The sequence below is a fragment of the Mycobacterium sp. genome (genome assembly GCF_965230835.1).
In the GTDB taxonomy this organism is placed as follows: domain Bacteria; phylum Actinomycetota; class Actinomycetes; order Mycobacteriales; family Mycobacteriaceae; genus Mycobacterium.
Genome location: NZ_CBDDLW010000002.1, coordinates 3093538 through 3119690 on the forward strand (window position 1 = coordinate 3093538; position 26153 = coordinate 3119690).

Sequence of the window (26153 nt, forward strand, 5' to 3'; positions counted from 1 at the left end):
ACGACTTCATCGAATGCGATGAGTCCGGGCTCTGGATAACAGGTTTGGTGGTGGCGGGCTTCGTTGCAGTTATGACCGGAGTCGCCGTTGTTGTGCTCGGCCTCGGACTGATCCGGGTGCACCCGTTGTTGGCCGTCGGACTCAACCTGGTGGCGGCTGGAGGCCTGGCGCCCACTTTGTGGGGGTGGCGGCGCACTCCGGTACTGCGCTGGTTCGTACTTGGTGCCGGAGTAGGTGTATGCGTTGCGTGGCTGGCTCTACTTGCGTTGGCGATGTTGGGCGGTGGCTAGCCTCGGCCGCTCGTACGTACCCCAAGTAACACATCTTCCCAGGCCGGAATCGCTGGCTTGCCTCGTCGGCTGCTGGCTGGTTTGTCGCGTGGTGGTGTGACGGGTGCCGGTTTTATCGGCTCTTCGAAGTCCAGGTGTGCAATCGGCGCCAACGGCCGCAAGGGGCGGTTGAAGTCGGGGTCGATCAACTCGTTGGCGGCGTCGTCGATAGCAGTGGCTATGCCGCCGTGCGCGCCGGGAGTAAAGCGGAAATGCGCGACATTATCGGAGCGGCCAACTTTCCAGGCAAGCTGGACCGTCCATCGGCCATCCTTGTTGCGCCAGGCGTCCCAGGCGAGATTTTGGGTGCAGAGGCCACGTGTTGCTAGGGCGTCAGTGACCGTGTCGAGCAGGGTCAGTTCTGCTGGGCCGTCCGTGAGTACTGGATGGGCGGCAGTTGCCAGCTCGGCGGCGCGCTCTCGTTCCAGTAGTACGGGATGGGCGAACCGGCGAATTCGCCCGATATCAGTCTCCGACGACTTCGCGAGCTGCTCCACCGACGCGCCGGCGCGGATTCGGGCCTGAATTTCTTTCGGGCTGATCATGCTGGAGACGTCGATGTCGAGCTGCGTCTGCTGGACTGACACGTCGGTGCAGGTCTGGGGCGACGTCTCTTTCGAGCTGGTCGTGGTGGTGTCGTCGTCGAGCGGCGATTGTTCCTGTAGTTCCTGAAGCGCATCGCCACCGCGTAGCGCCGCACGTAGGTGATCGTCGGCCGGCAGAGTGAATCTTTCGGGTGGGGTGCCTCCCTCGCAGATAATGTTTGCGCCCTCGGCGTCGAGGCCGACTACTTTGAGTTCCCTCATGACGTCTCCTGGCAGGCTCCGTGCTGCTCAGCAGCGGACCTGTTACGTGCGCACTCTAGTGCGATCAATGCCGTGAACCTGGTTGACACGCTGGCGGGTCGCCCGAAGAAATGGCGGGACACGTCCTAGAAGTGTGTGGTCTGACGACGGCCCAGGGGGGTCATTGCTAGCTAGAGGCGCTCCACAACCCAGTCGACGCACTCCGTAAGCGCACTGACGTCGTCGGGTTCGACTGCGGGGAACATCGCGACTCTGAGCTGGTTGCGGCCAAGTTTGCGATACGGCTCGGTGTCGACGATGCCGTTGGCCCGCAGGGCGGCGGCCACGGCCGCGGCGTCGACGTCATCGGCGAAATCGATCGTGCCGACCACCTGAGAACGCAACGCCGGGTCGGAGACAAATGGCGTGGTGTAAGGCCGTTCCTCGGCCCATGAGTACAACCGCTGCGACGAGTCGGCGGTGCGTTTGACCGCCCAGTCCAGGCCGCCGTTACCCAACAGCCAGTCGATCTGTTCGGCTAGCAGCGCCAATGTGGCGATCGCTGGGGTGTTGTATGTCTGGTTTTTGAGGCTGTTCTCAACCGCGATCGGTAGCGACAGGAAGTCGGGAACCCAGCGACCCGACCCTGCGATGGCCTCGACTCGGGCCAGCGCTGCTGGGCTCATGATGGCCAGCCACAGCCCGCCGTCGCTGGCGAAGTTCTTCTGCGGCGCGAAATAGTAGGCGTCGGTCTCGGCGATGTCGACCGGCAGGCCGCCGGCGCCGGAGGTGGCGTCGATGGCCACCAGGGCAGGGCCCGCGGGGCGACGGATCGGGACGGCCACTCCGGTCGATGTCTCATTGTGTGCCCAGGCGACTACATCGACCGACGGGTCGGTCTGCGGCTCCGGGGCGCTGCCTGGATCCGATGTGATGATGATCGGATCGTCGACAAACGGGTTCTTGCTGACGGCGGAGGCGAACTTCGCGCTGAACTCACCGTAGGTCAGGTGCAGCGAGCGCTTGTCGATGAGTCCGAAGGCCGCGGCGTCCCAGAACGCTGTCGCGCCGCCGTTGCCGAGAATGACCTGATAACCGTCCGGCACAGAGAAGAGGTCGGCCAGCCCCGAACGTACGCGGCCCACCAGATTCTTGACCGGCGCCTGGCGGTGCGATGTGCCGAACAACGTCGACGCCGTGGTGGTCAGCGCTTGCAGTTGCTCGGGCCGGACCTTGGACGGGCCGGACCCGAAGCGCCCGTCGCGGGGCTTGAGGTCGGCGGGAATCTGAAGAGAGGTCGTGAGCTGGTCAGCCATGGCCATCAGGGTAGTGAGCAATCCTAGCCAGCGACTGTACGGCCTGGCTGGGTCGAACGCGTCGCTGACGTATAACCCCAGGCTAAGCTGCCGAGTCGAGACAACGGCTGTGATTGAGCACACATGTTGACTGGTTATTCGGGCTGGATCACAGTGCCGCGCGGCTATGGATAATTACCGGTACCAGCGGTACCGTGTGCAAAACACGTCTGAATGTAAACCTCATTAGGAGGTCTGCTCATGGCTCCAATGGCTGGGACGCGCATGGTTCGGCGGTGGCGTCGCAATATGGAGGTGTCGGAGGACACCGAGTACGTGAATATGCTCGCCACGCTGTCCGAGGGGTCTGTGCGGCGAAACTTCAACCCGTATGTCGATATCGATTGGGATTCGCCGGAGTTCGCCGTCACCGACAACGATCCCCGGTGGATCTTGCCGGCGGCCGACCCATTGGGTCGCCATCCCTGGTACCTGGCGCAGTCGGAAGAACGCAAGATCAAAATCGGGATGTGGCGCCAGGCCAACGTGGCCAAGGTTGGGCTGCATTTCGAGTCAGTTCTCATCCGCGGCCTGATGAACTACACGTTCTGGGTTCCGAACGGGTCACCAGAATACCGGTACTGCCTGCACGAATCCGTTGAAGAGTGCAACCACACCATGATGTTCCAGGAGATGATCAATCGTATCGGCGCTGATGTACCGGGGATGCCGCGGCTGCTGCGTTGGCTCTCGCCGTTTGTGCCGCTGATGGCTGGCCCGCTGCCGGTCGAGTTTTTCATCGGTGTGCTCGCCGGCGAAGAGCCCATTGATCACACCCAAAAAAATGTTCTGCGCGAAGGCAAGTCGCTGCATCCGATCATGGAACGGGTGATGGCCATTCACGTGGCCGAGGAAGCGCGCCACATCTCCTTCGCTCATGAGTACCTACGCAAGCGGATACCGCACCTGACCCGGTTGCAGCGGTTGTGGATCTCGCTGTATCTCCCGCTGACGATGCGGTTGCTGTGCCAAGCGATCCTCGTACCTCCCAGGCCTTTCTGGAACGAGTTCGATATTCCGCGTGCGATAAGAAGAGAGTTGTTCTTCCGGTCGCCGGACTCGCGAAAAGGGTTGCGCGACATGTTCGCCGACGTCCGAATGCTGGCCTACGACACCGGTCTGATGAATCCGGTCGCCAGGGTCACGTGGCGGATCTGCAAGATCGATGGCAAGCCTTCCCGCTACCGCAGCGAGCCACAACGCGAACAACTGTCCGCGGCGCCGGCCGCGTAATACGACGCGATTTGTAGCCCACATGCCGCACGTCATCACTCAGTCGTGCTGCAACGATGGGTCCTGCGTCTTCGCGTGCCCGGTGAATTGCATCCATCCGACACCGGACGAACCCGGCTTCGCGACCTCGGAAATGCTCTATATCGACCCGGCGGCCTGCGTGGACTGCGGCGCGTGTGTGGGAGCCTGCCCTGTTGGGGCCATCGCGCCAAACGCTCGGCTCGAGCCCAAACAACTACCTTTTGTTGAGATCAACGCATCGTTTTATCCGGACCAGCCCGCTCACGCGACGTTGCCACCGACGTCGAAGCTGGCACCGGTGATTCCAGCGACCGCTGTGCGTGCGAGCCACCAGCCGTTGACCGTCGCGATCGTCGGATCTGGGCCTGCGGCGATGTACGCCGCAGATGAACTGCTGACCCAGCGCGGCGTCCAGGTCAGGGTGTTCGAGAAGCTGCCCACGCCCTACGGGCTGGTGCGTGCCGGGGTTGCTCCAGATCACCCGAATACCAAAAGGATCACCGATCTGTTCGACCGGGTGGCCGACAATCGCCGCTTCCGGTTCTATCTCAACGTCGAGATAGGCAGGCATCTGAGTCATGCCGAGCTGATGGCCCACCATCACGCTGTGCTGTACGCAGTCGGTGCGCCCGATGACCGTCGGCTGCAGATCGACGGGATGGGTCTCCCCGGTACTGGCACCGCTACCGAGTTGGTGGCATGGATCAACGGTCATCCCGATTTCGCTTATCCGCCAGTTGATCTCAGCAACGAACGAGCCGTGATCATCGGCAACGGCAATGTCGCCCTGGACGTGGCGCGCGTGCTCAGCGCCGACCCGAACGACCTCGTCCACACCGACATCTCCGACGATGCGCTGCAGGCGCTGCGCCTTTCAGCGATCCGCGAGGTGGTTGTTGCCGCCCGTCGCGGACCCGCTCACTCGGCGTTCACCCTGCCCGAGCTGATCGGGCTCACGGCCGCATCCGATGTTGTGCTCGACACAGTCGACCACCAGCGGGTGCTCGATGATCTGGCAACCGTTTCGGACCCACTGACCGTGAACAAGCTGAGGATTTTGGCGACATTGGGCGACGGCTCCGGCCCGGCGACGCGTCCTCGAGTTCGGTTGGCCTACCAACTCACGCCGCGGCGCGTCCTCGGTCAGCAGCGGGCCGGCGGCGTCGAGTTCGTCAGCACCGGCACCGACGAGGTACGTCGGCTTGACGCGGGCGTGGTGCTGACGTCGATCGGGTACCGCGGCAAACTGATTCGCGATTTGCCGTTTGACGATGCCAAGGCTGTGGTCCCCAATGACGGCGGCCGCGTCGTGGACCCCACCACTGACGCGACGGTACCCGGCGTTTACGTCGCGGGCTGGATCAAGCGTGGGCCGACCGGGTTCATCGGTACCAACAAATCCTGCTCGCTGCAGACCGTTCAGGCCGTGGTGGACGACTTCAACGCTGGCAAGCTGGCCGACCCGGCAGCCAAATCGACGGAACTGGCCAAGCTGGTGCACGCTCGCCAGCCCGACGCTGTCGACGCTGCGGGATGGCGCGCCATCGACGCCGCCGAGATCGCTCGCGGCAGCCGTTGCGGTCGACCGCGCAGCAAGTTCACCCACGTCGCAGACATGCTTGCCGTGGCTGCCGCGGGGAATGCGGTACCACTGCGGCATCGGCTGCTGGCGCGGCTGCGTGACCTGCCCTAGCTGATCGCGACATTCTCACTGCCCGGTCGGTGGCAGGCATCGGCCGGGTTGCTAGGCGGTAGTGAGAACCCGGTCCCAGCCCTCGACCGATTCCACGCTACGCGGCCCCGGTCCCACGTAGATGGCTGACGGGCGGACCAATTTCCCGAGCCGCTTTTGCTCGAGAATGTGGGCGCACCACCCCGCGGTGCGCCCACAGGTGAACATCGCAGGCATCATGCCTGCCGGCACCCCGGCGAAATCCAGAATGACCGCGGCCCAGAACTCGACATTGGTCTCGATTGCCCGGTCGGGTCGGCGCTCTCGTAGCTCCGCCAAGGCGGCCTGTTCCAGCGCGACGGCAACCTCGTAGCGTGGTGCGCTCAGCCGCTCGGCGGTCGCCCGCAGCACCCGTGCCCTGGGGTCTTCCGCCTGGTAGACGCGGTGCCCGAAGCCCATGAGCTTTTCGCCGTGATCCAGAATGCCCCGAACCAGGCCGCGGGCGTCGCCGGTGTGCTCCACCTCTTCGAGCATCGGAAGGACCCGGGCAGGCGCGCCGCCGTGCAGCGGCCCGCTCATCGCCCCGATTGCCCCCGACAGCGACGCGGCAACATCGGCACCGGTCGAGGCAATCACGCGTGCGGTGAACGTCGATGCGTTCATGCCGTGCTCGGCGGCGGTCACCCAGTAGGCGTCAATTGCCTCGATATGCCTCGGATCCGGCTCGCCCTGCCAGCGCGTCATGAAACGCGCTGTAACGGTTGAGCATTCATCGATTACCCGTTGGGGTACCGCCGGCTGATAGATACCACGCGCCGACTGCGCGACGTAAGACAGCGCCATTACCGATGACCGGGCTAATTGTTGGCGCGCGGTTGCGTCATCAACGTCGAGTAAGGGCGCGTACCCCCAGATTGGGGCGAGCATTGCTAGTCCCGCTTGCACGTCGACCCGTACATCGCCGGTGTGAATCGGTAGTGGGAACGGCTCGGCCGGGGGCAGGCCGCTACCGAATGCGCCGTCGACCAGCAACGCCCAGGTGTCACCGAACGTGACCCGCTGACTCACCAGATCTTCGATGTCGACGCCGCGGTAGCGCAGCGCGCCGCCGTCTTTATCCGGCTCGGCAATCTCGGTGGTGAAGGCCACCACGCCGTTGAGGCCGGGGATAAAATTCTCTGGGACCGCCGTCATAGGAAAATTCTCGCACCCCGAGTCCGGACTGCCGCTATCGGCTGCTAACACCCCCGGTAGCGTTGGTGCTGTGGAAGGACCAGAGGATCCGCAGCTGGCCGGAATGCGGGTGGAGTACGGCTCTGGCGAAAAGGACGGCAGCTCGGACCTGGACACAGACTGGCTCGCTGACGGTTGGCTTGCGCTGTTCCGCAGGTGGCTCGGCGACGCCGAGCGCGCTGGCATCGCCGAGCCCAACGCGATGGTGCTGGCCACCGTCGCGGCGGGCAGGCCGGTGAGCCGATCGGTCTTGTGTAAGAGCGCGGATGAAACCGGGATCACATTTTTTACCAACTATGCTTCGGCTAAGGGCGAGGAGCTGGCGGCGACTCCCTACGCGTCGGCGACATTCCCCTGGTACGGACTCGGACGGCAGGTGCACATCCGTGGCCCGGTCAGTCGGGTTGAGCGCGAGGTCACACAGGACTACTGGTCCATGCGGCCGCGCGGTTCGCAGTTGGGTGCATGGGCGTCGGACCAGTCTCGCCCCATCGCGTCGCGGCTGGCGTTGCTTGAACAGCTTGCAGCGGTGACCGCGCGCTTTGCCGACTCAGAACCCGTTCCGGTGCCGCCGGACTGGGGCGGGTATCTCATCGCGCCTGATGTGGTGGAATTCTGGCAGGGACGAGAAAATCGGGTGCATAACCGGATTCGGGTTATCGGCTCTCGAATAGAACGCCTCCAGCCGTGAGTGTGCCTTGCTGATCGCCGCGATTGCCGCGCCGGCGTTCGTCACCTGCGTCGCGCCAGGAGGCGGCGTATAGAAACACAGGCGAGGGCCTACCTGGCCGATGGCTGCCGGATCGGTGGACCTGACCCCGGGCAGGCGCGCCGTCGCGATAACGACTACCTTCACCTATACGCACCTAGTGCGGGCAGCCATATCAGCCAGAGCGCAAAGGGGTTCTCGTGGCCGACACCGACGACACCGCTAGCCTTCGGTATCCCGGGGGCGAGACCGACCTTCAGGTGATCCACGCCACCGAAGGAAATGACGGCATTAACCTGGGCCCGCTGCTGGCCAAAACCGGTTACACCACCTTCGATGTCGGCTTTGGCAATACTGCGCCTACCAAGAGCGCCATCACCTACATCGACGGTGACGCCGGCATCCTGCGTTATCGCGGTTACCCGATTGAGCAGCTCGCGGAGAAGTCCACGTTCATTGAGGTCAGCTACCTGTTGATTTACGGCGAGCTGCCGAACACCGAGCAACTGGCCGAATTCACCCACCGGATTCAGCGGCACACGATGCTGCACGAGGACCTCAAACGGTTCTTCGACGGCTTCCCGCGCAACGCGCATCCCATGCCGGTGTTGTCCAGCGTTGTCAACGCACTGTCGGCGTACTATCAGGATGCGCTGGATCCGATGGACAACGGCCAGGTCGAGCTTTCCACGATCCGCCTCCTGGCCAAGCTGCCCACGATCGCTGCCTATGCATACAAGAAGTCGGTTGGCCAGCCGTTCCTCTACCCGGACAACTCCCTGACGTTGGTCGAGAACTTCCTGCGGATGACCTTCGGTTTCCCGGCCGAGCCTTACCAGCCCGATCCAGAGGTGGTGCGGGCTCTGGACATGCTGTTCATTCTGCATGCTGACCATGAGCAGAACTGTTCGACGTCGACGGTGCGCTTGGTGGGCTCGTCGCGAGCCAACCTGTTCACCTCGATCTCCGGCGGTATCAACGCACTGTGGGGCCCGTTGCACGGTGGTGCTAACCAAGCGGTGCTTGAGATGCTCGAGAACATCCGCGAGAGCGGCGACGATGTCGGTGAATTCGTCCGCAAGGTGAAGAACCGCGAAGCCGGTGTGAAATTGATGGGCTTTGGCCACCGCGTCTACAAGAACTACGATCCCCGAGCGCGGATCGTCAAGGAGCAGGCTGACAAGATCTTGGCCAAGCTCGGCGGTGACGACGACTTATTGGGCATCGCCAAAGGGCTCGAAGAAGCGGCATTGACCGACGACTACTTCATCGAGCGCAAGCTCTACCCGAACGTTGACTTCTACACCGGCCTGATCTACCGGGCCCTAGGGTTCCCAACTCGGATGTTCACCGTGCTGTTCGCGCTAGGCCGGTTGCCGGGCTGGATCGCGCACTGGCGTGAGATGCACGATGAGGGTGACAGTAAGATCGGCCGTCCACGCCAGATCTACACCGGCTACACCGAACGCAACTACGTTGCCATGGACGGACGCTAGTCAGCGTTACGCTGCTTTCACAGCGAGGACAACACGGCCATCGCGGCATTATGACCGCCGATACCTGACACCGCGCCACCACGACGGGCGCCGGAACCGCATAGCATGATCTGGTCGAGGTTGGTGGCCACTCCCCACCGTCGCGCCGGCGTATCGAGCGGGTCGTCGTCATCAGCGAACGGCCAGGACAGTGCGCCGTGGAAGATGTTGCCTTCGGGCATCTTCAGCGCGCGCTGCAGGTCCGATGTGGTTGTGGTTTCAATACACGGCTGGCCGTGCGCATCGGTCATCAGCAGGTCCTGAATCGGCTCGGCTAAGACGGAGTTCAGCGAGCTCAACACCGACTCGGTCTGCCGGTCGCGCAGGACGTTGGGATCTGCCTCGAACTTCGCGGAGCCGAAGACCGAGTGGGGCGTGTGCAGCCCGAACACCGTCAATGTCTGAGCGCCCATGTCGTGCAAATCGGCTGACAAGATGGTTGGGTCGGTCAGCGAATGGCAGTACGCTTCGCACGGCAGCGGAGCGGGGAGTTCTCCGCCGACCGCCTGCGTATACGCGGAATCCAGTTGCGTCCATGTCTGGTTGGCATGGAAGGTTCCGGTGAACGCCTGCTCGGGTGTGACGGTGCTGTCCCGCAGCCGAGGCAGCCGTCGCAGCACCATATTCACCTTGACCTGCGCGCCGGGGGCCGTCGGCGGTACTTTGTCGCAAACGGGCGATGCCCCTGCGTCGCCGAGTAGTTCGCCCAGCACCGCTGGCGCGACAGCAGACAACACGAACCGGCCACGGATGCGGTGCTCGGCGGCTCTGTTTCGGTAGCTCACCTCACCGCTCGGTTCGATTGCGAAAACATCGGCACCGGTGGTTATTTCGGCGCCATGACGCGCAGCTGCCGCGCCCAGGGACGACGTCACCGAGCCCATTCCGCCGACCGGTACGTTCCAGTCGCCGGTGCCACCGCCGAGCACGTGATACAGGAAACAGATGTTCTGCAGCAGCGATTGGTCATCCATGCGAGCGAACGTGCCGATCAGCGCGTCGGTGGCGATCACACCCCGCACCAGGTCGTTGGCCACTGCGGCGGCGATAGCCCGGCCGATTGGCTCATCGACCATGGCTTGCCACGCGGCCGCTGCCTCGGGAGCGTTGCCTTCGACGACATCTCGGCGGGCCTGTTCGCGGGTACGGAGTGGTTCGAGCAGCGTTGGCCACACTCGTTCGGTCACAAGCCGGCAGTGTCGGTAGAAGTTGGCGAACCCGTGCGCGTCGCTGGCAGCGCCGACCGCTGCCAGCTGGTCATGAACACGTCCGCCGTACGGCCCGAGGAGTAGGCCGGAGCTGCCGGCGGTTGCCGGATCCGGGGTATACGATGCGAACTTCCGCCGGGACAGCGGCACCGAAATGCCCAGGTCACTAATGATGCGCGACGGCAGCAAGCTGACCAGGTACGAATAGCGGGACACCCGGACCTCGACACCATCGAAGGCCTGCACGGACACGGCGGCGCCGCCGATGTGTTCCAGGCGCTCAAGCAACCGTACCCGGAGGCCAGCCCGGGCCAGATACGCGGCCGCTACCAGACCATTGTGGCCGCCGCCGACGACGACTACGTCGTAACTCTGCATGGTCCCTGCAGCTGTGTCGGGTGTGTGCTGGTCGGTGTCGCCCGCGACACATTCTCGCAACCCATTGCACCAGTGTGCCCGACTTGAGCCGTTGCGCCGCCGCCGACTCGGTAGGCTGCATATCGCCTGGAACGCGAAAAAGCATTCTCCGACGATCCAGGGAGGAGGAGTTACGGTGGGTTCAAAAACCGGTTTAGATAAATCGCCGGCGCCCGCCGCTGCGCAGGCAACTTCGAAATTCCAGCGTGGCTCACCAGGTATTCCCTGGCTTATTGGCCTTGTGGTTATTCCGTTGCTGCTGGCCGCAATCGGTTATGGTGCATTCGACCGTCCCCAGCCCCAGCCTGTTACTGGGCCGACCGGAGCTTTGCCGACGCTTACAACTGGTAGTGGGGCATCGCACCACCTAGGTCCGTCGTTCGCGCTGCTTTCAATTAGCCGTAGTGGCAACAACGTGACTCTTATCGGCGAATTTCCTGACGCTGGTGCTAAAGCGGCGCTAATGAAGGCGCTCGCGGGCTTGCGGACTCCGGGCCTCAATGTTATTGACCAGACCAAAATCGATCCGCTTGTCAATTCGCTTGATTTTTCAGGAGCGGAAGTAGTTTTCAATGCCAGCCGCTCCATTCCCGATTTCAATCTCAACGTCGAGACGGACACTGTCATACTGACGGGAACCGCCGTATCGCCCGAGCAAAGGAACGCGGTTGAGCGCGCGGCCGCGAACACCTGGTTGGAATTGAATATCGAGAACAACATTGTGGTTGCCGGAGCTCCGGGTTCGGCGCCGCCCGGCGGTGAGCGTGTTGGGCCGTGTGTCGACTTGCAAGCCGCTATCAATGCCGTAACAGGCGGGCAGATTTCTTTCGGGGACGGCGGCCTGAGGCTGACGCCGGCGGCCAAACAGACTCTGACTCGGGTAGCGAACAAGCTCAAGGAGTGTCCGGATGCGCGTGTGACAATCAACGGCTATACAGACAACAGTGACAGCGAGGGCATCAATATTCCGTTCAGTGCTCAACGGGCTGCCACCGTCGCGGACTTTCTCGTCGCCCAAGGTGTTGCCGGTGATCGCGTTTCCAGCGCTGGTCTCGGTTCGGCAAATCCGATCGCCAGCAATGACACACCCGAGGGTCGCGTCAAGAATCGCCGCGCCGAAATCGCGGTCAGCTAAGGAGAACCCGGCATGGATTTCGTGATCCAGTGGTTGTGCTACGTGGTTGCCTTCGTCGCGGGTTCAGCGGTTGCCTGGGTGATCGCCACGGTGTCGATCAGGCGTAGGCACGAACAAGACACGGTGGATGCGCCCCAGCCGGACGGGGCGGGGGCGGCGCAGTGACAGATCAGGTGCACTGGTGGTTGGTTGGTGTCGCGTTTGGGCTCGGCATGGTTCTGACGTTTGCGCTGGCGGTCCGCCCCGTGAAATATCAGCTGCCGGTGGGTGCGCCGGCGCGCGGCGCGGTCCGAGCGGAGGCGAAACCCAAACGGTCCCCGGTGAAGAAAACCGCCGCTGCGAAGAAGACTCCAGCTGCGAAAAAGCCGGTCGGGAAGAAGAAAGTCGTTACGAAAGAGCCTGTGGCCAAACAGATCACCGAGGTGAAGGAGTCTCCGGAGGAGCATCTGCCGCATCCGGCGGAGCCACTCACGGCGCAACTTCCCAAGGTGCCGTTTGCGCCGTACGGACCGGGTTCCGCCCGCGCCGGAGCTGATGGCAGCGGGCCGGCGGGATGGCTGGTGAAGGGGCGCTCGGATACCAGGCTCTACTACACTCCCGAGGATTCGAGCTACGACCCGACTGTCGCCCAAGTCTGGTTCGAGGATGAGGCGTCCGCTGCGCGGGCTTTTTTCAGCCCGTGGCGCAAGAGCACCAGAAGGAAGTGAAGGTGCTGTGTCCGTCGCTTGGCTAGCTCGGGCCGGGCAGGTGCAATAGCAGCCTCGCGCCGCCGAGATGGCTATCTTCCAACGACGCGGTCCCGCGGTGCAATTCGGCCTGCTGGGCCACCAACGCCAGCCCCAGACCGGAGCCAGATTGCGAGGCCGTTGACCCGCGCGCGAAGCGTTCGAACACCACTTCGCGCTCCGGTTCGGGAACCCCGGCGCCGTTGTCGTCAACGGCAATATCCACGCCAGCCCGTGAGCTGACAGCGGACAGTTGAACCCGGGTGGCGCCGCCGTGTTTGATCGCGTTGGCAATCGCATTGTCGACGGCCAGACGCAGCCCAGCCGGCATGCCGACGATGATGCATGTCGGCGACGGCACCAGCGAAACATCGACATGGGGGTAGACGCGAGTCGCGTCGTGCGCGGCACGGTCGAGTAGATCAGTGATGTCTACGGTCACGTGATCGTCGGATGTGGATAGTTCGCCCTGCGCCAACCGCTCCAGTGCGCTCAGGGTTGCCTCAATCCGGGACTGAGTGCGGATCACGTCGTTGATCACTTCTTTGCGCTGGTCGTCGGGCAGATCCAAGGTGGATAACACCTCAAGATTGGTGCGCATCGCGGTCAGCGGAGTACGCAGCTCATGCGAGGAAACCGCCGCGAAGTCCCGAGCTGAGGCCAGTGCCGCCTGGGTTCGGGTCTGCTCATTCCAGATGCGTTGGAGCATGCCTCTCATCGCCTCGGCGATTTCAATGGCTTCGGTGGCGCCGTGCACTTCGACCCGCGGTGCCTCGTCGCCTGCGTTGATCGACCGGGTCTGCTTGGCAAGCTGTTTGAACGGGCGCACCGCGAACGCGGCCAGCAGCCACGCGAAAACCGCGGCAGCGCCGACGGCTAAAGTGCAGATCAGGATTACCTGGCGGTGGTAGTTGTTGGTTTGAGCGATGGTGTCGTCGTAGGTCGCCCCGACAGCTACCGATGTGGGTTGCGGCGCGGGGATCTCCACCGTACGCACTCGGTATCGCACCCCGTCGACTTCGGTGTCGGCGTAGTCCTCCCGCAACTTCGGCAGCGTGATGTCGGAGTTTGATTTGACCTGATCGCCGCGTCGGATTGTGATGACGGTGTCGCGGGCGTTCGGCGAGCGTGGGATCTCGTCGAGGCCGCGCGGCACGAACGGGATCGCGAAGCCGGCGGCCTCGTCCAGCCGTCTGTCCAGCCGTTCCTTGCGATCTTGGGTGATTCCGACCCAGACGATGGTGCCCACGATAAGAACCGGAATCGCCGCGCCGATAGCCGTCGCGACTACCACCCGGGTTCGCAGCGATGGGGTACGGGCGAAGATCCGCGAGAGAATATTCATAAGCTTCGTGAGTTTCATTGGTAGCAGCTGGGCCTTACTGCATCCGTAGTACGAACCCGACTCCCCGGACGGTGTGCAGCAGCCTGGGGCCGCCGCTGGCCTCCAGCTTGCGCCGCAGGTATCCGATGAATACGTCGACGACATTCGTGTCGGCGGCAAAATCGTAGCCCCATACCAGTTCTAACAGTTGGGCGCGGGACAGCACGGCTGTCTTGTGCTCTGCCAACACTGCGAGCAGGTCGAACTCTCGTTTTGTCAAGTCGACGTCGAGACCGTTGACCCGTGCTCGCCGACCCGGAATGTCTACTTCCAGCGGTCCTACGGTGATGGTTTCCGACGAGGACGTAGCTGCTGCGCCGCGGCGGCGCAGCAGCGCCCGCACTCGTGCGACCAGTTCGGCCAGCACGAAGGGTTTGACTAGATAGTCGTCAGCACCGGCTTCCAGGCCGGCTACTCGGTCGTCGACAGAGCTGCGTGCGCTGAGTACGCAGACTGGGACATCGTTGTCCATCGCGCGTAGGGCGGTCACGACGCTGACGCCGTCCAGAACGGGCATGTTGATGTCGAGCACGATGGCGTCTGGCCGGGATTCGGTGGCGCTGCGTAAGGCTTCGGCGCCGTCCACCGCAGTCGCTACCTCGAATCCGGATAGCCGCAATCCGCGTTCCAGCGAAGCAAGCACATCGGAATCGTCGTCGACGACCAAGACCCGAGGTGCGGTCACACCAGTGTCCATTTCTCCCATTTTGCCCGATTGTTGCTCGCTATCGTCGGAAGGTGCCCTGTCGGGTCGTGGGGGAGCGGGCGTCGGCACGAGAGCGGGGGTGGTTTATTGGCCCGCGCATCAGTGAGTAACGGACTCAGCGAATGCTCTCGATGGCTGACCGTGTTGCTGAATTACGTTCCCAGCCTCGCGCTAGGTGGCGCTTTCGTTGTTAGCGGGGTTTGCCGCCGCAAAGAGCAGTCGCCTGAGTTCGTGCTGGTCGGAGGGGGGTAGGTGGGCCAGAATGCGTTGGTCGGCCTTGTGTGCGGCGGCGGTCGCCGCCTTGAGCAGGGTTTTGCCGTGTTTGGTGAGTTGTGCCGGCATCCGCTGGTTCGGTGGCGTCGTTGCCGGGCGGGTCACGGCGCCGAGAGCTTGCAGCGAAAGTAGCACCCGGTTCATCGCCTGGGCCGAGACGTTCTTGCCGCGGGCAAGTTCAGCGCTGGTCAGCCCGGGAGTTTCGGCGAGCATGCGCATGCAGGCGACCTGCGGCAAGCTCAGACCGAGCGGTTGCAGTTCGGCGCCAACTTCGGGTTTGAGTCGTGACGCGACGCTGTATAGCAGGAAGCCCAACGGCTTGTCGTCGGATTCGGTCATGCCCCCCATGCTGTCACGTAACGTTTGGCCGGCTCGGAGTTAAGCAGAGCCCGATCCGGTGCCCGATGTAATCCTCAGTTGCGACGACCTGAGCTGGCGTTGCCGGCTGCGCCGCCGACGCGACGGTCGACCGACGTGATCCTGGGCAATCGCGGTCGCGACTGGCAGATCAATCCCTCTCTCTTAGCGGTAATTGTTTTCTCGCCAACGGATATGGCGCACTTATCGTGGCCTTCTATCAACTTTGTTGACAGGTCTTGCATGCTGCTGTATCAACGATGTTGATAGCAATTTTGGCGACTGGCGGATGCCAGGCGTCATAGCGAGAAGGAGCGCAATTGTGTTTGGTGGCAAATTCTTTGGTGGACCGGGATCGGGCGGACCTGGGTTTGGCGGACCTGGTTTCGGGGGCCCTCCCGGTTTGGGGCATGAGTTCGGCGGCGGATTCGGTGTTCATCAGGGCTGGGGCCCGGGTCTTGGAAGTCCGGGTTTCGGCGGCGCCGGTTTCGGGCACGGCTTCGGCCCTGGGTCGGGCATGCCGCTCAAGCGGGCAGCTATCGGTACAGCCGCGATGTTGCTCGATGGACCGGCCGATGCCAGCCAGGTAGTTCAGCGAGTTTCTGACAAGACAGACGGCGCCCTAACTCCCCCTCAGGAGATGGCAGAACTGGCGATTGGAGTGCTAGCCGGGCGCGGCATAGTGACCGTCGATGACGGTGTGGCTACCCTGACCGAACTCGGCGAGAATTTATTGGCCTGGCGGGGTATCAGCAGCGAGACTGCGCGGGCCTTCCTGGCGCGCGCTGCCCAGTTCAGCGACGGCTTCAAGATCCGCAAAGAGCTGTTCCACATCGCGGGACTGGCCCGAACGATCGTATGGACAGGCACCGACGAGCAGAAGCAAAAACTCGCCGACGCTAGCGCCAAGGTCCTTGAAGCAGTCACTGCCGCTCAAAAATCGCTGCACGCTGCGCTGGCCGAAAGCTAGGGCAAACCAGCCGTCGACGTGGTGCGTGCGGTCGGGCGACCGCGGTGGCGTTTCCGCTCAACACGATCGCAGCCGGAGTCCCGAGCAAGCTATCGGTCTGCGCGGTTGAGTCGGACCCGCCTCGCGGCAGCCCTATTTCATCTAAGGGTGGCCCTCGGGAGGAGCGGGGCGGGGCTGCAACCGATCGTCGAAATCTAAACCACCGCGACCCGGCTCGGCGTGTCTTCGCAGCCAGTTAGGTGTCGCGGTATCCGCGGCGGCGCAGAGCGTTCCGAACCCGGCGCACCACGTCGTCGGGGTGATCTTCAGCAACGACCCTGACGACAATCCAGCCGCAGTTGTCCAAACCTTCGAGCCGGCGCACGTCGCGCACATACTGTCGCCGGCTGCTGCGGTGTTGATCACCGTCGTATTCGGCGGCGACTCTGAACCGCTCCCAGCCCATATCCAGCAGGGCCACGGTTTGATACCGAGCAACGACCGGTATCTGTGTTTCCGGGGCTGGCAGTCCCGCGTCGATCAGGTGTAGTCGCAGCCAGGTCTCCTTCGGAGACGCCGCACCGGGATCCACCCGCGGGAGTACCGCCCTAAGCCGCCGTAGACCGCGGGCGCCCGAATGCTGCTTCGCAAGTGCCAGCACATCCTTGCTGGCGAACGGTTTAGCCCGGGCCAGGGCATCGAGTCGCGCCACCGCTTCCCCAGCGGGTAGGTGCCGTGCCAGGTCGAACGCCGTTCGTTCAGGTGTTGTTACAGGAAGGCTCGCCACGTGAGCGATCTCGCCGTCCGCTATGTGTTGGTTGCGGGTAATCACGCCGGCCGGGGGATGCGAGTTTCGCCAAATCAACTCGACAGGGGCGTCGTCGTCGATCCAATCCGAGCCGTGTAGCGCTGCTGCGGCAAACCCGGCCAGGATGCCGCGTCGACCAGACCAGAGCCACGCCGCTGCTGAACGTGTTCGTAGCGTGGGTACGGCCCAATTGGTCAGGTAGACATCGGGATAGATTGCACGGAAGCGGGTTCGCAGCCGATACGGGCTCACGTCGCCTCGCCGCAACGCTTCGCTCCCCACAAAAACGTCGTCCATGTACGAAAGCTGCCATGTTGGACTGACACTTCGTCGAGAACGAAACTGCTGCGCCCCGTCCTGGCGTGTCTTCTCAGCCAGTTATGTGTCGCGGGGCTAGCCGTCGGCCGCGGGCAGTCCGATGCTCCGGTAGCGCCGAAGGCGGGCGGAGGCGCGTTCGGCAGCAGGCATCTCGCGCAGCCCATGCACCGCGGTGGCTATTGCGTGGGATAGGCGTTGGCAGAATTCAATCGGCTCGTCAGCGGCGTCGGGATGCTCGGGCACGATGACGTCGACAATTCCGGAACTCAGCAGGTCTGCGGACCGGATACCCTGGTCCGCCGCGAGTTCGGCGGAATGCGTGGTGTCTCGGAACACAATTGCGCTTGCTCCCTCCGGTGGCAGCGGCGCCAGCCATCCGTGTAGTGCGGCCAGTACCCGGTCGGCCGGTGCCATCGCCAGCGCAGGACCGCCGCTGCCCTGGCCCAGCAGCACCGACACGGTCGGAGTATCCAACGTGACGAGCTCGGCCAGGCACTGGGCAATCTGACCGGCCAGCCCGCCCTGCTCGGCCTGCGCCGACAGCGCGGGTCCGGCGGTGTCGATCACCAGCACCAGCGGTAGGCGCAGCTGTGCGGCCAGCGCCATCCCGCGCCTGGCCGCGCGCAGTGCAGCCGGCCCCACAGTGGTCCCGGCGCCGCCCGGCGCCCTCTTCTGGCCTAGAACCACCGCGGGCTGGCCGGCGAATCGGGCCAAGGCCAACAGCGTCGTGGCAGCCTCTTCGTGACCGGTACCCGACAACAGCACCCTGTCGGTGGTGCCGTGCCGCAGTAGCTGCCCCACGTCCGGCCGGTCGGGCCGGCGCGACGCCAGCACGGAGTCCCATGCCAATACGTCCGGTATTGGTTCGCGCGGCAACGGCGCTGGTAACGGGGCCGCGCTGTCGGTGATCACCGTCAAGGCCCGATCCAGCGCATGCCGTAGTTCCCCGATGGCGACCACTCCATCGATAACCCCGTGTCGCTGCAGATTCTCGGCAGTTTGGATACCGGTTGGGAAAGGTTCGTCGTAGAGCAGCTCGTACACCCGAGGGCCCAGGAATCCGATTAAAGCGCCGGGCTGGGCGACGGTGACGTGGCCCAGCGAACCCCAAGATGCGAAAACCCCGCCGGTGGTCGGATTGCGCAAATACACCAGGTAGGGCAGGTGCGCCTGTTTGTGGAGTGTGACGGCCGCGGCGATCTTCACCATTTGCAGAAACGCGACCGTACCCTCTTGCATGCGGGTGCCGCCGGAGCTTGGCGACGCCAGCAGCGGCAGTCGCTCGTCGGTGGCCCGCCGGACGGCCGCGACGATCCGCTCTGCAGCGGCCACGCCTATCGAGCCTCCCAGGAAATCGAACTCGCAAGCCAGCACTGCGACGCGGCGACCGAATACGCGACCCTCGCCGGTCCGCACCGATTCGTCGAGGCCAGTGGCGGCTCGGGCGGTGGCCAGTTCGCGGGCATAGGAGTCCGACGCCTGTGTTGTCAAAGGTGCGGCATCCCAGCTCAGGAAAGAGTCTTGGTCGAGTACCGCGTCGCGTAGTTGGTCAGTCGTGATATGAGTCACGCGAAGAGGCTATATAGGCTGGGACCATGATCGGTATCACTCAGGCTGAAGCCGTCATGATCATCGAGCTGCAGTGCCCCGAACGGCGCAACGCCTTGAACTCCCAGCTCGTCGAGGAACTGCGGGAGGCTATGCAGAATGCCGACGCCGGCTCGACCCGAGTAATCGTGTTGACCGGCCAGGGCACCGCGTTCTGCGCCGGCGCGGACCTCAGCGGAGACGCGTTCGCGGCAGACTATCCTGATCGGCTCGTTGAACTGCACCGGGTCATGGATGCGGTTCCGATGCCCGTGATCGGCGCGATCAACGGGCCCGCGATCGGCGCGGGCTTGCAGCTGGCTATGCAGTGTGACCTGCGGGTTGTCGCGCCGGAAGCGTTTTTTCAGTTTCCGACGTCGAAGTACGGTCTTGCCCTGGATAACTGGAGTATCCGCCGGTTGTCATCGCTGATCGGTCATGGACGGGCTCGGGCCATGCTGCTGACTGCGGAGAAGCTGACTGCGGAGATGGCCCTGCACGCTGGAATGGCCAATCGGATCGGGAGCCTGGCTGATGCCCAGCAGTGGGCCGCTGAGATCGCCGGCCTGGCGCCATTGGCGATACAGCACGCCAAGCGGGTGCTCAACGATGACGGGTCCATTGAGGAGCCCTGGCCGGTTCATAAGGAACTCTTCGACAAAGCCTGGGGCAGCAAGGATGTAATTGAGGCGCAGGTGGCCCGGGTGGAGAAGAGGCCGCCGAAGTTTCAGGGAGCCTAGATCGCCATGCTGCGCCGAGCGCTACGGCTGGCGGCCGGCACCGCTTCGCTTGCTGCCGGCGGGTGGTTGTTGCGCGCGCTGCACGGTGCGCCGGCCGCGCTGGGGGCCGACCCAGCATCGATCCAGGCCGTGTCGGAACATTCCGCCAACTACCGCGATGGCAAGTTTGTCAACCTCGACGCTGCGTCGATGCTCAGCATGGACAGCGAACAACTGCTGCTCATCGCTTGGGAACTATTAGGTCGTCACAGCCCAAGCCGGCCGACGGCGCCGATCCCGCTGGCCGCGCCGGAAATCACCGGGGGTGACGCCAGCCGGCTCGCAGTCAGTTGGTTCGGCCATTCGACAGCGTTGCTGGAGATCGATGGTTACCGCGTGCTCACCGATCCGGTGTGGAGCGACCGATGCTCGCCGTCGGACATTGTCGGCCCGCAGCGGCTACATCCGCCGCCGATGCATCTGGACAGGCTGCCCGCTGTCGATGCGGTGGTGATCAGCCATGACCACTACGACCATCTCGATATCGACACCGTTCTCGCGTTGGCCCGCACACAGCGGGCCCCGTTCTTCGTGCCGCTAGGAGTTGGTGCGCACCTTCGGGCGTGGGGTATCCCAGAGCATCGAATTGTCGAACTCGACTGGGATCAGAGTGCTCAGGTCGAAGAACTCACTGTGATCTGTATGCCGGCACGGCACTTTTCGGGGCGTTTTCTGAGCCGAAACGCCACACTGTGGGCGTCGTGGGCGTTCGTCGGTCCGAGTCACCGAGCCTACTTCGGGGGCGACACCGGCTACACGAAGAGCTTCGCCAAGATCGGTGCGGACCACGGCCCGTTCGACCTGACGCTCATGCCCATCGGCGCCTACAACACGGCGTGGCCGGATATTCACATGAACCCGGAGGAAGCGGTCCGGGGGCACCTGGATGTCACTGACTCGGGATCGGGACTGCTGGTCCCTATCCACTGGGGCACTTTCCGGCTGGCGCCACACCCGTGGGCCGAGCCGGTGGAGCGGTTGCTCGCCGCGGCTGAACCTGCTCATGTGCAGGTGGCAGTGCCCACCCCCGGTGCGCGTGTTGATCCGGCCGCACCGGCGATATTCAACCCGTGGTGGCGCCTTTGATCGGCTAGCGGCCCGCGTTCTTTCTCCAGCCAGATCCGGTCCACTTGCCGCTGGTGCCGGCTAAAGTGAGCGGCCATGACCAAACGTGCGGCAACGGTCGCGGTCGTGGTGGTACTGCTGGCGCTTGCCGGATGTGGACCTGCGCAGCGGGCGGCCAATCCGGATGTCGGCTTGTCCGATATCCCGCCCAACGAAGTGTCGGGTATCGAGATTCCCGACGGCCGCGTAGCCGAAGCTATCTCGAAAGTCGACGGCTTGGTCAACGAGCTGATGAGGGCCTCCGGCATCCCCGGCGTGGCCGTGGCCATTGTCCATGGCGGCAAGACGGTCGGTGGCGTCTTAGGACTGGTGTAAAAACGCTGGGCGCATGTTCCTGGTGGTCATGTTACGCGGCGGTGGTGTCGGTCGTGGTTGTTGTGGTGGGGGGATGCAGTGGGCGGGGTGGCTCGAGCAGTTGGTGGCGTAGTTCTTGGAGGTGGCGGCTGGTCGCTGATGTTTGGGTGACTCCGCGCCAGCCGCGGCTGGCGCGGTCGAGGACGGCCCATACCAGCGACAGACAGCTGGTTTCGCCGGGTAGGCGGCCGATGACCTTGACCCGGCGACGGGATTCTCCGAAGGTGCGTTCGATGAGGTTGGAATGGCGGATGCGTGTCCAGTGTTGGCGGGGGAAGCGCAAATGCACGCTCAGCGAGGCGAAGTCGTTGGCCAGGCAAGCGACCGCGGCTGGGTAGAGCCCGCGGTATGTGGTGGTGAACTCCTCGGCGCGGCGGGTGGCTTCATCCACGGCCTGCTGGCCGGGTGGCTGGTCAATGTCATCGAAGATCGACCAGAACGCGGCTTTGATCTCGTCCTGGACCGCGACAGGTGTCTTGGCGATGACGTTACGGCAGCGATGGATCAGACACCGCTGACGCAGGCTTGCCGGAAACGTGGTCTCCCATGCGGCGATCAGGCCCGGCGCCCCGTCGGAGATGCCCAGTAGCGGCGGGCGTAGTCCCCGGTTCCTCAGGTCAGCCAAGAAGTCGGCCCACGCATCAGCCGACTCCGCTGCGGCTGGGGCCAGCCCAATAAACAGGGGCTTGCCGTCGGTGCAGATGCCCCAGGCGGCCAGCACCGGCTCGGCCGGGGCGTTGGGATGCATCCGAAAGTTCGAGGCATCCAAGAACAGGTAGTCCAACACCAGCTCATCAAGGCGTCGAGACGACCACGCAGCGAACTCGTCTTTGATGGCCGCACAAATCCGGCTCACCGTCGAGCGCGACAACGCCGCCTGCGAGCCCAGCACCTCGGCCAACGCGGCCTCGATGTCGCGATCCGACAAACCGCGCACCCATCCCGAAATCACCAACGCCTCCAGAGCGTGGGTGCGCGTCACCCCGGCACCGAATAGCCGCGAACAGAACCGCTCGTCGGTGTCGCGTAGTTTCGGGCGGCATAATTCGACCGAGCCCATCGTGGTCTTCACCGTCGCCGGCGGTTGATACCCATTGCGGTACCCGCCCGGGCCGTCCTGAACCCGACGCTGGTGACGGGCTCGGCCCAACACTGCTTCTACCTCGGCCTCCACGGCGACCTGAAACACCAGACGCACCGATAACCGCCCGACCTCCTCCAAAATCTCGGTCAACGGCCGCTCGGTCGCGGCGAACAACTGATCCATCTCAACACGCACACGCTCAATCGGCGATACTCGCTTGGTCACGGGCGTAGCCCCTCCTTCATAGCTTTCGTCGGTTGCGACGGAACCTACGCCCGTGACCATTTACACCAGCGATGAGACGCGACCAGACGGTCTACGCGAAGGGATTTGGTGTCAAGGACGCAGATAATGGCGACGGCGAAGACAACCGGGTCGACGCTGACACCGTTTTTCAGCTGGCGTCGGTGTCGAAGTCGATCGGCGCTACCGTGGTTGCCCATGAGGTGACCGACAACGTGATCGCCTGGGATACGCCTGTGGTGTCCAAGATGCCGTGGTTCGCTCTCGACGATCCCTATGTCACCGGCCATGTGACTATCGCAGATTTGTACTCGCATCGTTCCGGGTTGCCTGACCATGCCGGCGATAAACTCGAGGACTTGGGCTACGACCGGCGGCAGGTGCTGGACCGGTTGAAACACCTGCCGCTGGCGCCGTTTCGAAATAGCTACGCCTACACAAATTTCGGGGTTACCGCCGCTGCCAACGCGGTAGCTGCTGCGGCCGGAAAATCCTGGGAGGATTTGTCCGACGAGGTGCTCTACCAGCCGTTGGGTATGTCGTCGACGAGTTCGCGGTTCGCTGATTTCGTGGCGCGGCCGAATCGCGCGGTCAACCACGCGAAGGTCGGGGGCACCTGGCAGCCAAAGTTTCAGCGGAATCCCGATGCTCAGACTCCCGCGGCCGGGGTGAGCTCGTCGGTCAACGACATGGCGCGATGGCTAGCCATGCTGCTGGCCGACGGCAGCTACCACGGGGGTCAGATCACTTCGCCGGAGGCGCTACTGCCCGCCACAACGCCGCAGGTTGTCTCGGTGGCCGCGAAATCGCCGAAAGCGCGGGCAAGTTTCTACGGTCACGGTTTCAATGCGTCGGTAACGTCGTCGGGGCGTACCCAGTACAGCCATTCCGGCGGTTTCTCGATGGGGGCGTCGACGAACTTCGCGGTGCTGCCGTCCGAAGACCTCGGTTTCGTCGTGCTGACCAACGCCTCACCGATCGGCGTGCCGGAGGCGCTGACCGCGGAATTCATGGACCTGGTGCAATACGGTGAGGTGCGTGAGGACTGGGCGGCCCTGTACAGGAAGAGGATCGCTCCAATGAACAATCCATTGGGCTTGCTGGTCGGCAAGAAGCCGCCGGCAAATCCGGCGCCAAGCAAACCTCTCGATGATCTTGTGGGGGTGTACACCAACGAGTATTGGGGTCCAGCCACGGTGACCCAACACGACGGCCAATTGCAGCTGTCGCTGGGGCCGAAGAACCAAAAAGTCAGCTTGTCGCACTGGGACGGCGACACATTCACGTTCGGGATTTCCACCGAAAATGGCCCACCGGGAACGATTTCGATGGCTGTCTTCTCCGAGGTTCCACACACCAAGCTAAATCTGGAGTACTACGACTCCAACGGGCTGGGAACGTTCGCCCGGTGACACCAGCGGTAGCCACCGGCCTGACCGATGCAGAAGTGGCACAACGGGTTGCCCAAGGCAAGGGCAACGATGTTCCGGAACGCGCCACCCGCAGTGTGGCCCAGATCGTCCGTGCAAATGTTTTCACCCGGATCAATGCAATTCTGGGGGTGCTGCTGATCATCGTCTTGGTAACGGGCTCGGTGATCAATGGCATGTTTGGCTTGCTTATCATCGCCAACAGCGTCATCGGGATGGTCCAAGAAATCCGGGCCAAACAGACGTTGGACAAGCTGGCGATAGTCGGCCAGGCGAAACCGTCGGTGCGCAGACGATCTGGCACTCGACCAATGTCGCCGAGTGCGGTGGTGCTCGACGACATCATCGAACTGGGCGCAGGGGACCAGGTCGTCGTAGATGGTGAGATCATCGAGGAGCAGAACCTTGAAGTCGATGAATCGCTTCTTACCGGAGAGGCTGATTCGGTCGCCAAAGTCGCGGGTGACGCCGTGCTGTCAGGGAGTTTTGTCGTTGCTGGCGCGGGGGCATACCGCGCCACCAAAGTGGGTCGCGAAGCGTATGCCGCCAAGTTGGCCGCCGAGGCCAGCAAATTCACTTTGGTGAAATCTGAGTTGCGCAGCGGTATCAACAGAATCCTGCAATTCATCACCTACTTGTTGGTTCCGGCGGGGCTATTGACGATCTACACCCAGCTGTTCACCACGCACGCGGATTGGCGCGAGTCGGTGCTACGGACGGTGGGCGCCCTGGTGCCGATGGTTCCCGAAGGACTAGTGCTCATGACGTCGATCGCATTTGCCGTCGGCGTCGTCAGGCTTGGCCGTCGACGTTGCCTGGTGCAGGAGTTACCTGCTATCGAGGGATTGGCCCGGGTCGACGTCGTCTGCGCCGACAAGACCGGAACCTTGACCGAGAGTGGGATGCGTCTCGCGGATCTTCAAGAAATTGCCGTGGTGGGTCAGCGTGAGACCGTTGCCGATGTGCTGGCATCGCTCGCGGCCGCCGACGCTCGACCGAATGCCAGCATGCAGGCGATAGCCGAGGCTTATCCGTCGGCGCCGGCCTGGACCGCCACAGCGATAGCCCCTTTCAAGTCGGCCACAAAGTGGAGCGGCGTGTCCTACCGCGATCACGGCAATTGGGTGATCGGCGCGCCTGATGTTTTGCTGCACCCGGATTCGGCGGCTGCCGAACAAGCCGAGCGGATCGGCGAAAAGGGGTTGCGGGTGCTACTCCTGGGGGCGGGCAGCGTGGCTGTTGATCATCCAGACGCGCCGGGTCACGTTACTCCGGTCGCGCTCCTGGTGCTCGAGCAGAAGGTACGTCCTGATGCCAGAGAAACCTTGGATTACTTTGCTGCTCAAGATGTTTCGGTCAAGGTTATTTCCGGAGACAATGCGGTGTCGGTCGGCGCGGTCGCCGGCAACCTCGGGCTTCGCGGAGAGGCGCTGGATGCGCGTCGCCTTCCGGCGGATCCCCCGGAACTGGCTGACGCGCTGGAATCGTCGACCACTTTCGGTCGAGTCCGGCCCGATCAGAAGCGGGCAATCGTGCGCGCTCTGCAATCCCACCAGCACACTGTGGCGATGACGGGCGACGGAGTCAACGATGTGCTGGCGCTCAAGGATGCTGATATCGGCGTAGCGATGGGCGCGGGCAGCCCGGCATCGCGCGCTGTTGCCCAGATTGTGCTGTTGGACAACCGGTTCGCAACGCTTCCCTATGTCGTTGCCGAGGGCCGCAGGGTGATCGGAAACATCGAGCGGGTTGCGAATCTGTTCTTGACCAAGACGGTGTACTCGGTGTTGCTGGCGTTGCTGGTGGGTATCGGGTGTTTGATTGCCAAACCGCTGGGGCGTGATCCCTTGCTCTACCCGTTCCAGCCGATTCATGTGACCATTGCGGCCTGGTTCACGATCGGAATCCCAGCGTTCATTTTATCGTTGGCACCCAACAACGAGCGCGCCCATCCAGGGTTCGTCCGGCGAGTGTTGACGTCTGCGCTGCCGTCTGGATTAGTTGTCGGTGTCGCGACCTTTGTCTCGTATCTCGCGGCGTATCGGGGTCGCCATGTTTCCTGGCAGGAACAAGACCAGGCGTCGACCGCGGCGCTGATCACGCTGCTGGTGACCGCGCTCTGGGTACTTGCGGTGGTGGCGCGGCCATATCAGTGGTGGCGAGTGGCGCTGGTAGTCGCCTCCGGCCTTGCATATGTCGCGATTTTCAGTCTTCCGCTGGCCCGCGAGAAATTCCTGCTTGACCCGTCGAATCTGGTGACGACGTCCATGGCGTTGGGGATTGGGCTGCTCGGTGCCGCGGCGATCGAGGCGACGTGGTGGATCCGGTCCCTTGCTCTCGGCGAGAAACCGCGGATTTGGCGGTAGCTCACGGCGCCGTTGTGCGGCGGGGTATTCACG

Annotated in this window: 22 protein-coding genes and 2 pseudogenes; 14 read left to right on the forward strand and 10 right to left on the reverse strand. The window is 63.5% G+C overall.

The features are described 5' to 3' along the window. Nucleotides 1-8 precede the first annotated feature (8 nt). Nucleotides 9-290, forward strand: a complete 282-nt coding sequence (locus ACO07W_RS14715) for a DUF2537 domain-containing protein (RefSeq protein WP_421846009.1) — start codon at nucleotides 9-11, stop codon at nucleotides 288-290. Here the strand turns inward: ACO07W_RS14715 and sepH are convergent. Both sepH and serC read right to left on the reverse strand, forming a co-directional pair. Next, complete coding sequence (gene sepH / locus ACO07W_RS14720; RefSeq protein WP_421844267.1) at nucleotides 287-1135, reverse strand: septation protein SepH; 849 nt, start codon at nucleotides 1133-1135, stop codon at nucleotides 287-289. The two genes, ACO07W_RS14715 and sepH, sit on opposite strands and share 4 nt — an antisense overlap. Nucleotides 1136-1305: 170 nt before the next feature. After that, nucleotides 1306-2430, reverse strand: coding sequence for a phosphoserine transaminase (serC, locus tag ACO07W_RS14725; protein WP_421844269.1), 1125 nt, complete (start codon nucleotides 2428-2430; stop codon nucleotides 1306-1308). 249 nt (nucleotides 2431-2679) lie between these two features. Here serC and ACO07W_RS14730 point away from each other — a divergent pair, with 249 nt between their 5' ends. After that, nucleotides 2680-3702, forward strand: coding sequence for an AurF N-oxygenase family protein (locus ACO07W_RS14730; RefSeq protein WP_421846011.1), 1023 nt, complete (start codon nucleotides 2680-2682; stop codon nucleotides 3700-3702). Nucleotides 3703-3724: 22 nt separating this feature from the next. After that, a complete protein-coding gene (locus ACO07W_RS14735; RefSeq protein WP_421844271.1) occupies nucleotides 3725-5416 on the forward strand; it encodes an FAD-dependent oxidoreductase in 1692 nt (563 codons plus the stop codon). A gap of 51 nt (nucleotides 5417-5467) precedes the next feature. Here the strand turns inward: ACO07W_RS14735 and ACO07W_RS14740 are convergent, their stop codons facing one another. After that, nucleotides 5468-6589, reverse strand: a complete 1122-nt coding sequence (locus ACO07W_RS14740; protein WP_421844273.1) for a citrate synthase 2 — start codon at nucleotides 6587-6589, stop codon at nucleotides 5468-5470. A gap of 103 nt (nucleotides 6590-6692) precedes the next feature. Here ACO07W_RS14740 and pdxH point away from each other — a divergent pair, with 103 nt between their 5' ends. After that, nucleotides 6693-7319 (forward strand): pyridoxamine 5'-phosphate oxidase, encoded by a 627-nt coding sequence (gene pdxH / locus ACO07W_RS14745; RefSeq protein ID WP_421846012.1) that lies wholly within the window; start codon nucleotides 6693-6695, stop codon nucleotides 7317-7319. Nucleotides 7320-7537: 218 nt separating this feature from the next. Then, nucleotides 7538-8833 carry a citrate synthase gene (locus ACO07W_RS14750; RefSeq protein WP_421844275.1) on the forward strand — a complete coding sequence of 432 codons (1296 nt, stop codon included), beginning with the start codon at nucleotides 7538-7540 and terminating at the stop codon, nucleotides 8831-8833. A 17-nt stretch (nucleotides 8834-8850) separates the two neighbouring features. On the opposite strand, the gene ACO07W_RS14755 is transcribed toward ACO07W_RS14750, so the two are convergent. After that, the gene (locus ACO07W_RS14755; protein WP_421844277.1) at nucleotides 8851-10458 is read right to left on the reverse strand and encodes a phytoene desaturase family protein; all 1608 of its coding nucleotides are present in this window, start codon (nucleotides 10456-10458) and stop codon (nucleotides 8851-8853) included. Between the two features lie 175 nt (nucleotides 10459-10633). Between ACO07W_RS14755 and ACO07W_RS14760 the strand changes: the two genes are divergently transcribed. From ACO07W_RS14760 to ACO07W_RS14770, 3 genes are read left to right on the forward strand one after another with little or no spacing between them, the layout of a single operon-like run. Further along, a complete protein-coding gene (locus ACO07W_RS14760) occupies nucleotides 10634-11632 on the forward strand; it encodes an OmpA family protein (protein WP_421846013.1) in 999 nt (332 codons plus the stop codon). A gap of 12 nt (nucleotides 11633-11644) precedes the next feature. Then, complete coding sequence (locus ACO07W_RS14765; protein ID WP_421844279.1) at nucleotides 11645-11797, forward strand: hypothetical protein; 153 nt, start codon at nucleotides 11645-11647, stop codon at nucleotides 11795-11797. A 47-nt stretch (nucleotides 11798-11844) separates the two neighbouring features. Beyond that, the gene (locus ACO07W_RS14770; RefSeq protein ID WP_421846014.1) at nucleotides 11845-12339 is read left to right on the forward strand and encodes a hypothetical protein; all 495 of its coding nucleotides are present in this window, start codon (nucleotides 11845-11847) and stop codon (nucleotides 12337-12339) included. A gap of 22 nt (nucleotides 12340-12361) precedes the next feature. On the opposite strand, the gene ACO07W_RS14775 is transcribed toward ACO07W_RS14770, so the two are convergent. The 3 genes from ACO07W_RS14775 to ACO07W_RS14785 form a co-directional block, all read right to left on the reverse strand. Then, entirely contained in the window at nucleotides 12362-13702 is a 1341-nt protein-coding gene (locus ACO07W_RS14775) for a HAMP domain-containing sensor histidine kinase (protein WP_421846015.1), read from the reverse strand. A 34-nt stretch (nucleotides 13703-13736) separates the two neighbouring features. Next, a complete protein-coding gene (gene prrA, locus ACO07W_RS14780; protein WP_421844281.1) occupies nucleotides 13737-14447 on the reverse strand; it encodes a two-component system response regulator PrrA in 711 nt (236 codons plus the stop codon). 171 nt (nucleotides 14448-14618) lie between these two features. Then, a complete protein-coding gene (locus ACO07W_RS14785; RefSeq protein WP_421844283.1) occupies nucleotides 14619-15059 on the reverse strand; it encodes a MarR family winged helix-turn-helix transcriptional regulator in 441 nt (146 codons plus the stop codon). 307 nt (nucleotides 15060-15366) lie between these two features. On the opposite strand from ACO07W_RS14785, the gene ACO07W_RS14790 reads away from it, so the two are divergent. Next, on the forward strand, nucleotides 15367-16047 hold the full coding sequence (locus ACO07W_RS14790) for a hypothetical protein (RefSeq protein ID WP_421844285.1): 681 nt from the start codon (nucleotides 15367-15369) through the stop codon (nucleotides 16045-16047). 235 nt (nucleotides 16048-16282) lie between these two features. Here the strand turns inward: ACO07W_RS14790 and ACO07W_RS14795 are convergent, their stop codons facing one another. Further along, nucleotides 16283-17131 (reverse strand): hypothetical protein, encoded by an 849-nt coding sequence (locus tag ACO07W_RS14795; protein WP_421844287.1) that lies wholly within the window; start codon nucleotides 17129-17131, stop codon nucleotides 16283-16285. Between the two features lie 96 nt (nucleotides 17132-17227). Then, nucleotides 17228-18721, reverse strand: coding sequence for a carboxyl transferase domain-containing protein (locus tag ACO07W_RS14800; RefSeq protein WP_421844289.1), 1494 nt, complete (start codon nucleotides 18719-18721; stop codon nucleotides 17228-17230). A 26-nt stretch (nucleotides 18722-18747) separates the two neighbouring features. Between ACO07W_RS14800 and ACO07W_RS14805 the strand changes: the two genes are divergently transcribed. The 3 genes and pseudogenes from ACO07W_RS14805 to ACO07W_RS14815 form a co-directional block, all read left to right on the forward strand. After that, nucleotides 18748-19479: an enoyl-CoA hydratase gene (locus tag ACO07W_RS14805; protein ID WP_421844291.1), complete on the forward strand. Its 732-nt coding sequence runs from the start codon at nucleotides 18748-18750 to the stop codon at nucleotides 19477-19479. Nucleotides 19480-19485: 6 nt separating this feature from the next. Further along, nucleotides 19486-20604, forward strand: a complete 1119-nt coding sequence (locus ACO07W_RS14810) for an MBL fold metallo-hydrolase (protein WP_421844293.1) — start codon at nucleotides 19486-19488, stop codon at nucleotides 20602-20604. A gap of 75 nt (nucleotides 20605-20679) precedes the next feature. After that, nucleotides 20680-20934, forward strand: a pseudogene (locus ACO07W_RS14815) (serine hydrolase); the annotation flags it as partial. A gap of 55 nt (nucleotides 20935-20989) precedes the next feature. Here the strand turns inward: ACO07W_RS14815 and ACO07W_RS14820 are convergent. Beyond that, on the reverse strand, nucleotides 20990-22264 hold the full coding sequence (locus ACO07W_RS14820) for an IS256 family transposase (protein ID WP_421840071.1): 1275 nt from the start codon (nucleotides 22262-22264) through the stop codon (nucleotides 20990-20992). 125 nt (nucleotides 22265-22389) lie between these two features. Here ACO07W_RS14820 and ACO07W_RS14825 point away from each other — a divergent pair. Both ACO07W_RS14825 and ACO07W_RS14830 read left to right on the forward strand, forming a co-directional pair. Further along, a pseudogene (locus ACO07W_RS14825) lies at nucleotides 22390-23736 on the forward strand (serine hydrolase); the annotation flags it as partial. After that, entirely contained in the window at nucleotides 23733-26120 is a 2388-nt protein-coding gene (locus ACO07W_RS14830) for a cation-translocating P-type ATPase (protein ID WP_421844295.1), read from the forward strand. The pseudogene ACO07W_RS14825 and the gene ACO07W_RS14830, both read left to right, overlap by 4 nt. Nucleotides 26121-26153: the final 33 nt, after the last annotated feature.

Bases quoted from the DNA above. Each gene is read 5' to 3' on its own strand.
- sepH (WP_421844267.1), bottom strand. From the start codon at position 1,135: ATGAGGGAACTCAAAGTAGTCGGCCTCGACGCCGAGGGCGCAAACATT.
- serC (WP_421844269.1), bottom strand. From the start codon at position 2,430: ATGGCTGACCAGCTCACGACCTCTCTTCAGATTCCCGCCGACCTCAAG.
- ACO07W_RS14730 (WP_421846011.1), top strand. From the start codon at position 2,680: ATGGCTGGGACGCGCATGGTTCGGCGGTGGCGTCGCAATATGGAGGTG.
- ACO07W_RS14735 (WP_421844271.1), top strand. From the start codon at position 3,725: ATGCCGCACGTCATCACTCAGTCGTGCTGCAACGATGGGTCCTGCGTC.
- ACO07W_RS14740 (WP_421844273.1), bottom strand. From the start codon at position 6,589: ATGACGGCGGTCCCAGAGAATTTTATCCCCGGCCTCAACGGCGTGGTG.
- pdxH (WP_421846012.1), top strand. From the start codon at position 6,693: ATGCGGGTGGAGTACGGCTCTGGCGAAAAGGACGGCAGCTCGGACCTG.
- ACO07W_RS14755 (WP_421844277.1), bottom strand. From the start codon at position 10,458: ATGCAGAGTTACGACGTAGTCGTCGTCGGCGGCGGCCACAATGGTCTG.
- ACO07W_RS14765 (WP_421844279.1), top strand. From the start codon at position 11,645: ATGGATTTCGTGATCCAGTGGTTGTGCTACGTGGTTGCCTTCGTCGCG.
- ACO07W_RS14770 (WP_421846014.1), top strand. From the start codon at position 11,845: ATGGTTCTGACGTTTGCGCTGGCGGTCCGCCCCGTGAAATATCAGCTG.
- ACO07W_RS14775 (WP_421846015.1), bottom strand. From the start codon at position 13,702: ATGAATATTCTCTCGCGGATCTTCGCCCGTACCCCATCGCTGCGAACC.
- prrA (WP_421844281.1), bottom strand. From the start codon at position 14,447: ATGGGAGAAATGGACACTGGTGTGACCGCACCTCGGGTCTTGGTCGTC.
- ACO07W_RS14785 (WP_421844283.1), bottom strand. From the start codon at position 15,059: ATGACCGAATCCGACGACAAGCCGTTGGGCTTCCTGCTATACAGCGTC.
- ACO07W_RS14790 (WP_421844285.1), top strand. From the start codon at position 15,367: ATGCCAGGCGTCATAGCGAGAAGGAGCGCAATTGTGTTTGGTGGCAAA.
- ACO07W_RS14795 (WP_421844287.1), bottom strand. From the start codon at position 17,131: ATGGACGACGTTTTTGTGGGGAGCGAAGCGTTGCGGCGAGGCGACGTG.
- ACO07W_RS14805 (WP_421844291.1), top strand. From the start codon at position 18,748: ATGATCGGTATCACTCAGGCTGAAGCCGTCATGATCATCGAGCTGCAG.
- ACO07W_RS14810 (WP_421844293.1), top strand. From the start codon at position 19,486: ATGCTGCGCCGAGCGCTACGGCTGGCGGCCGGCACCGCTTCGCTTGCT.
- ACO07W_RS14820 (WP_421840071.1), bottom strand. From the start codon at position 22,264: ATGGATCAGTTGTTCGCCGCGACCGAGCGGCCGTTGACCGAGATTTTG.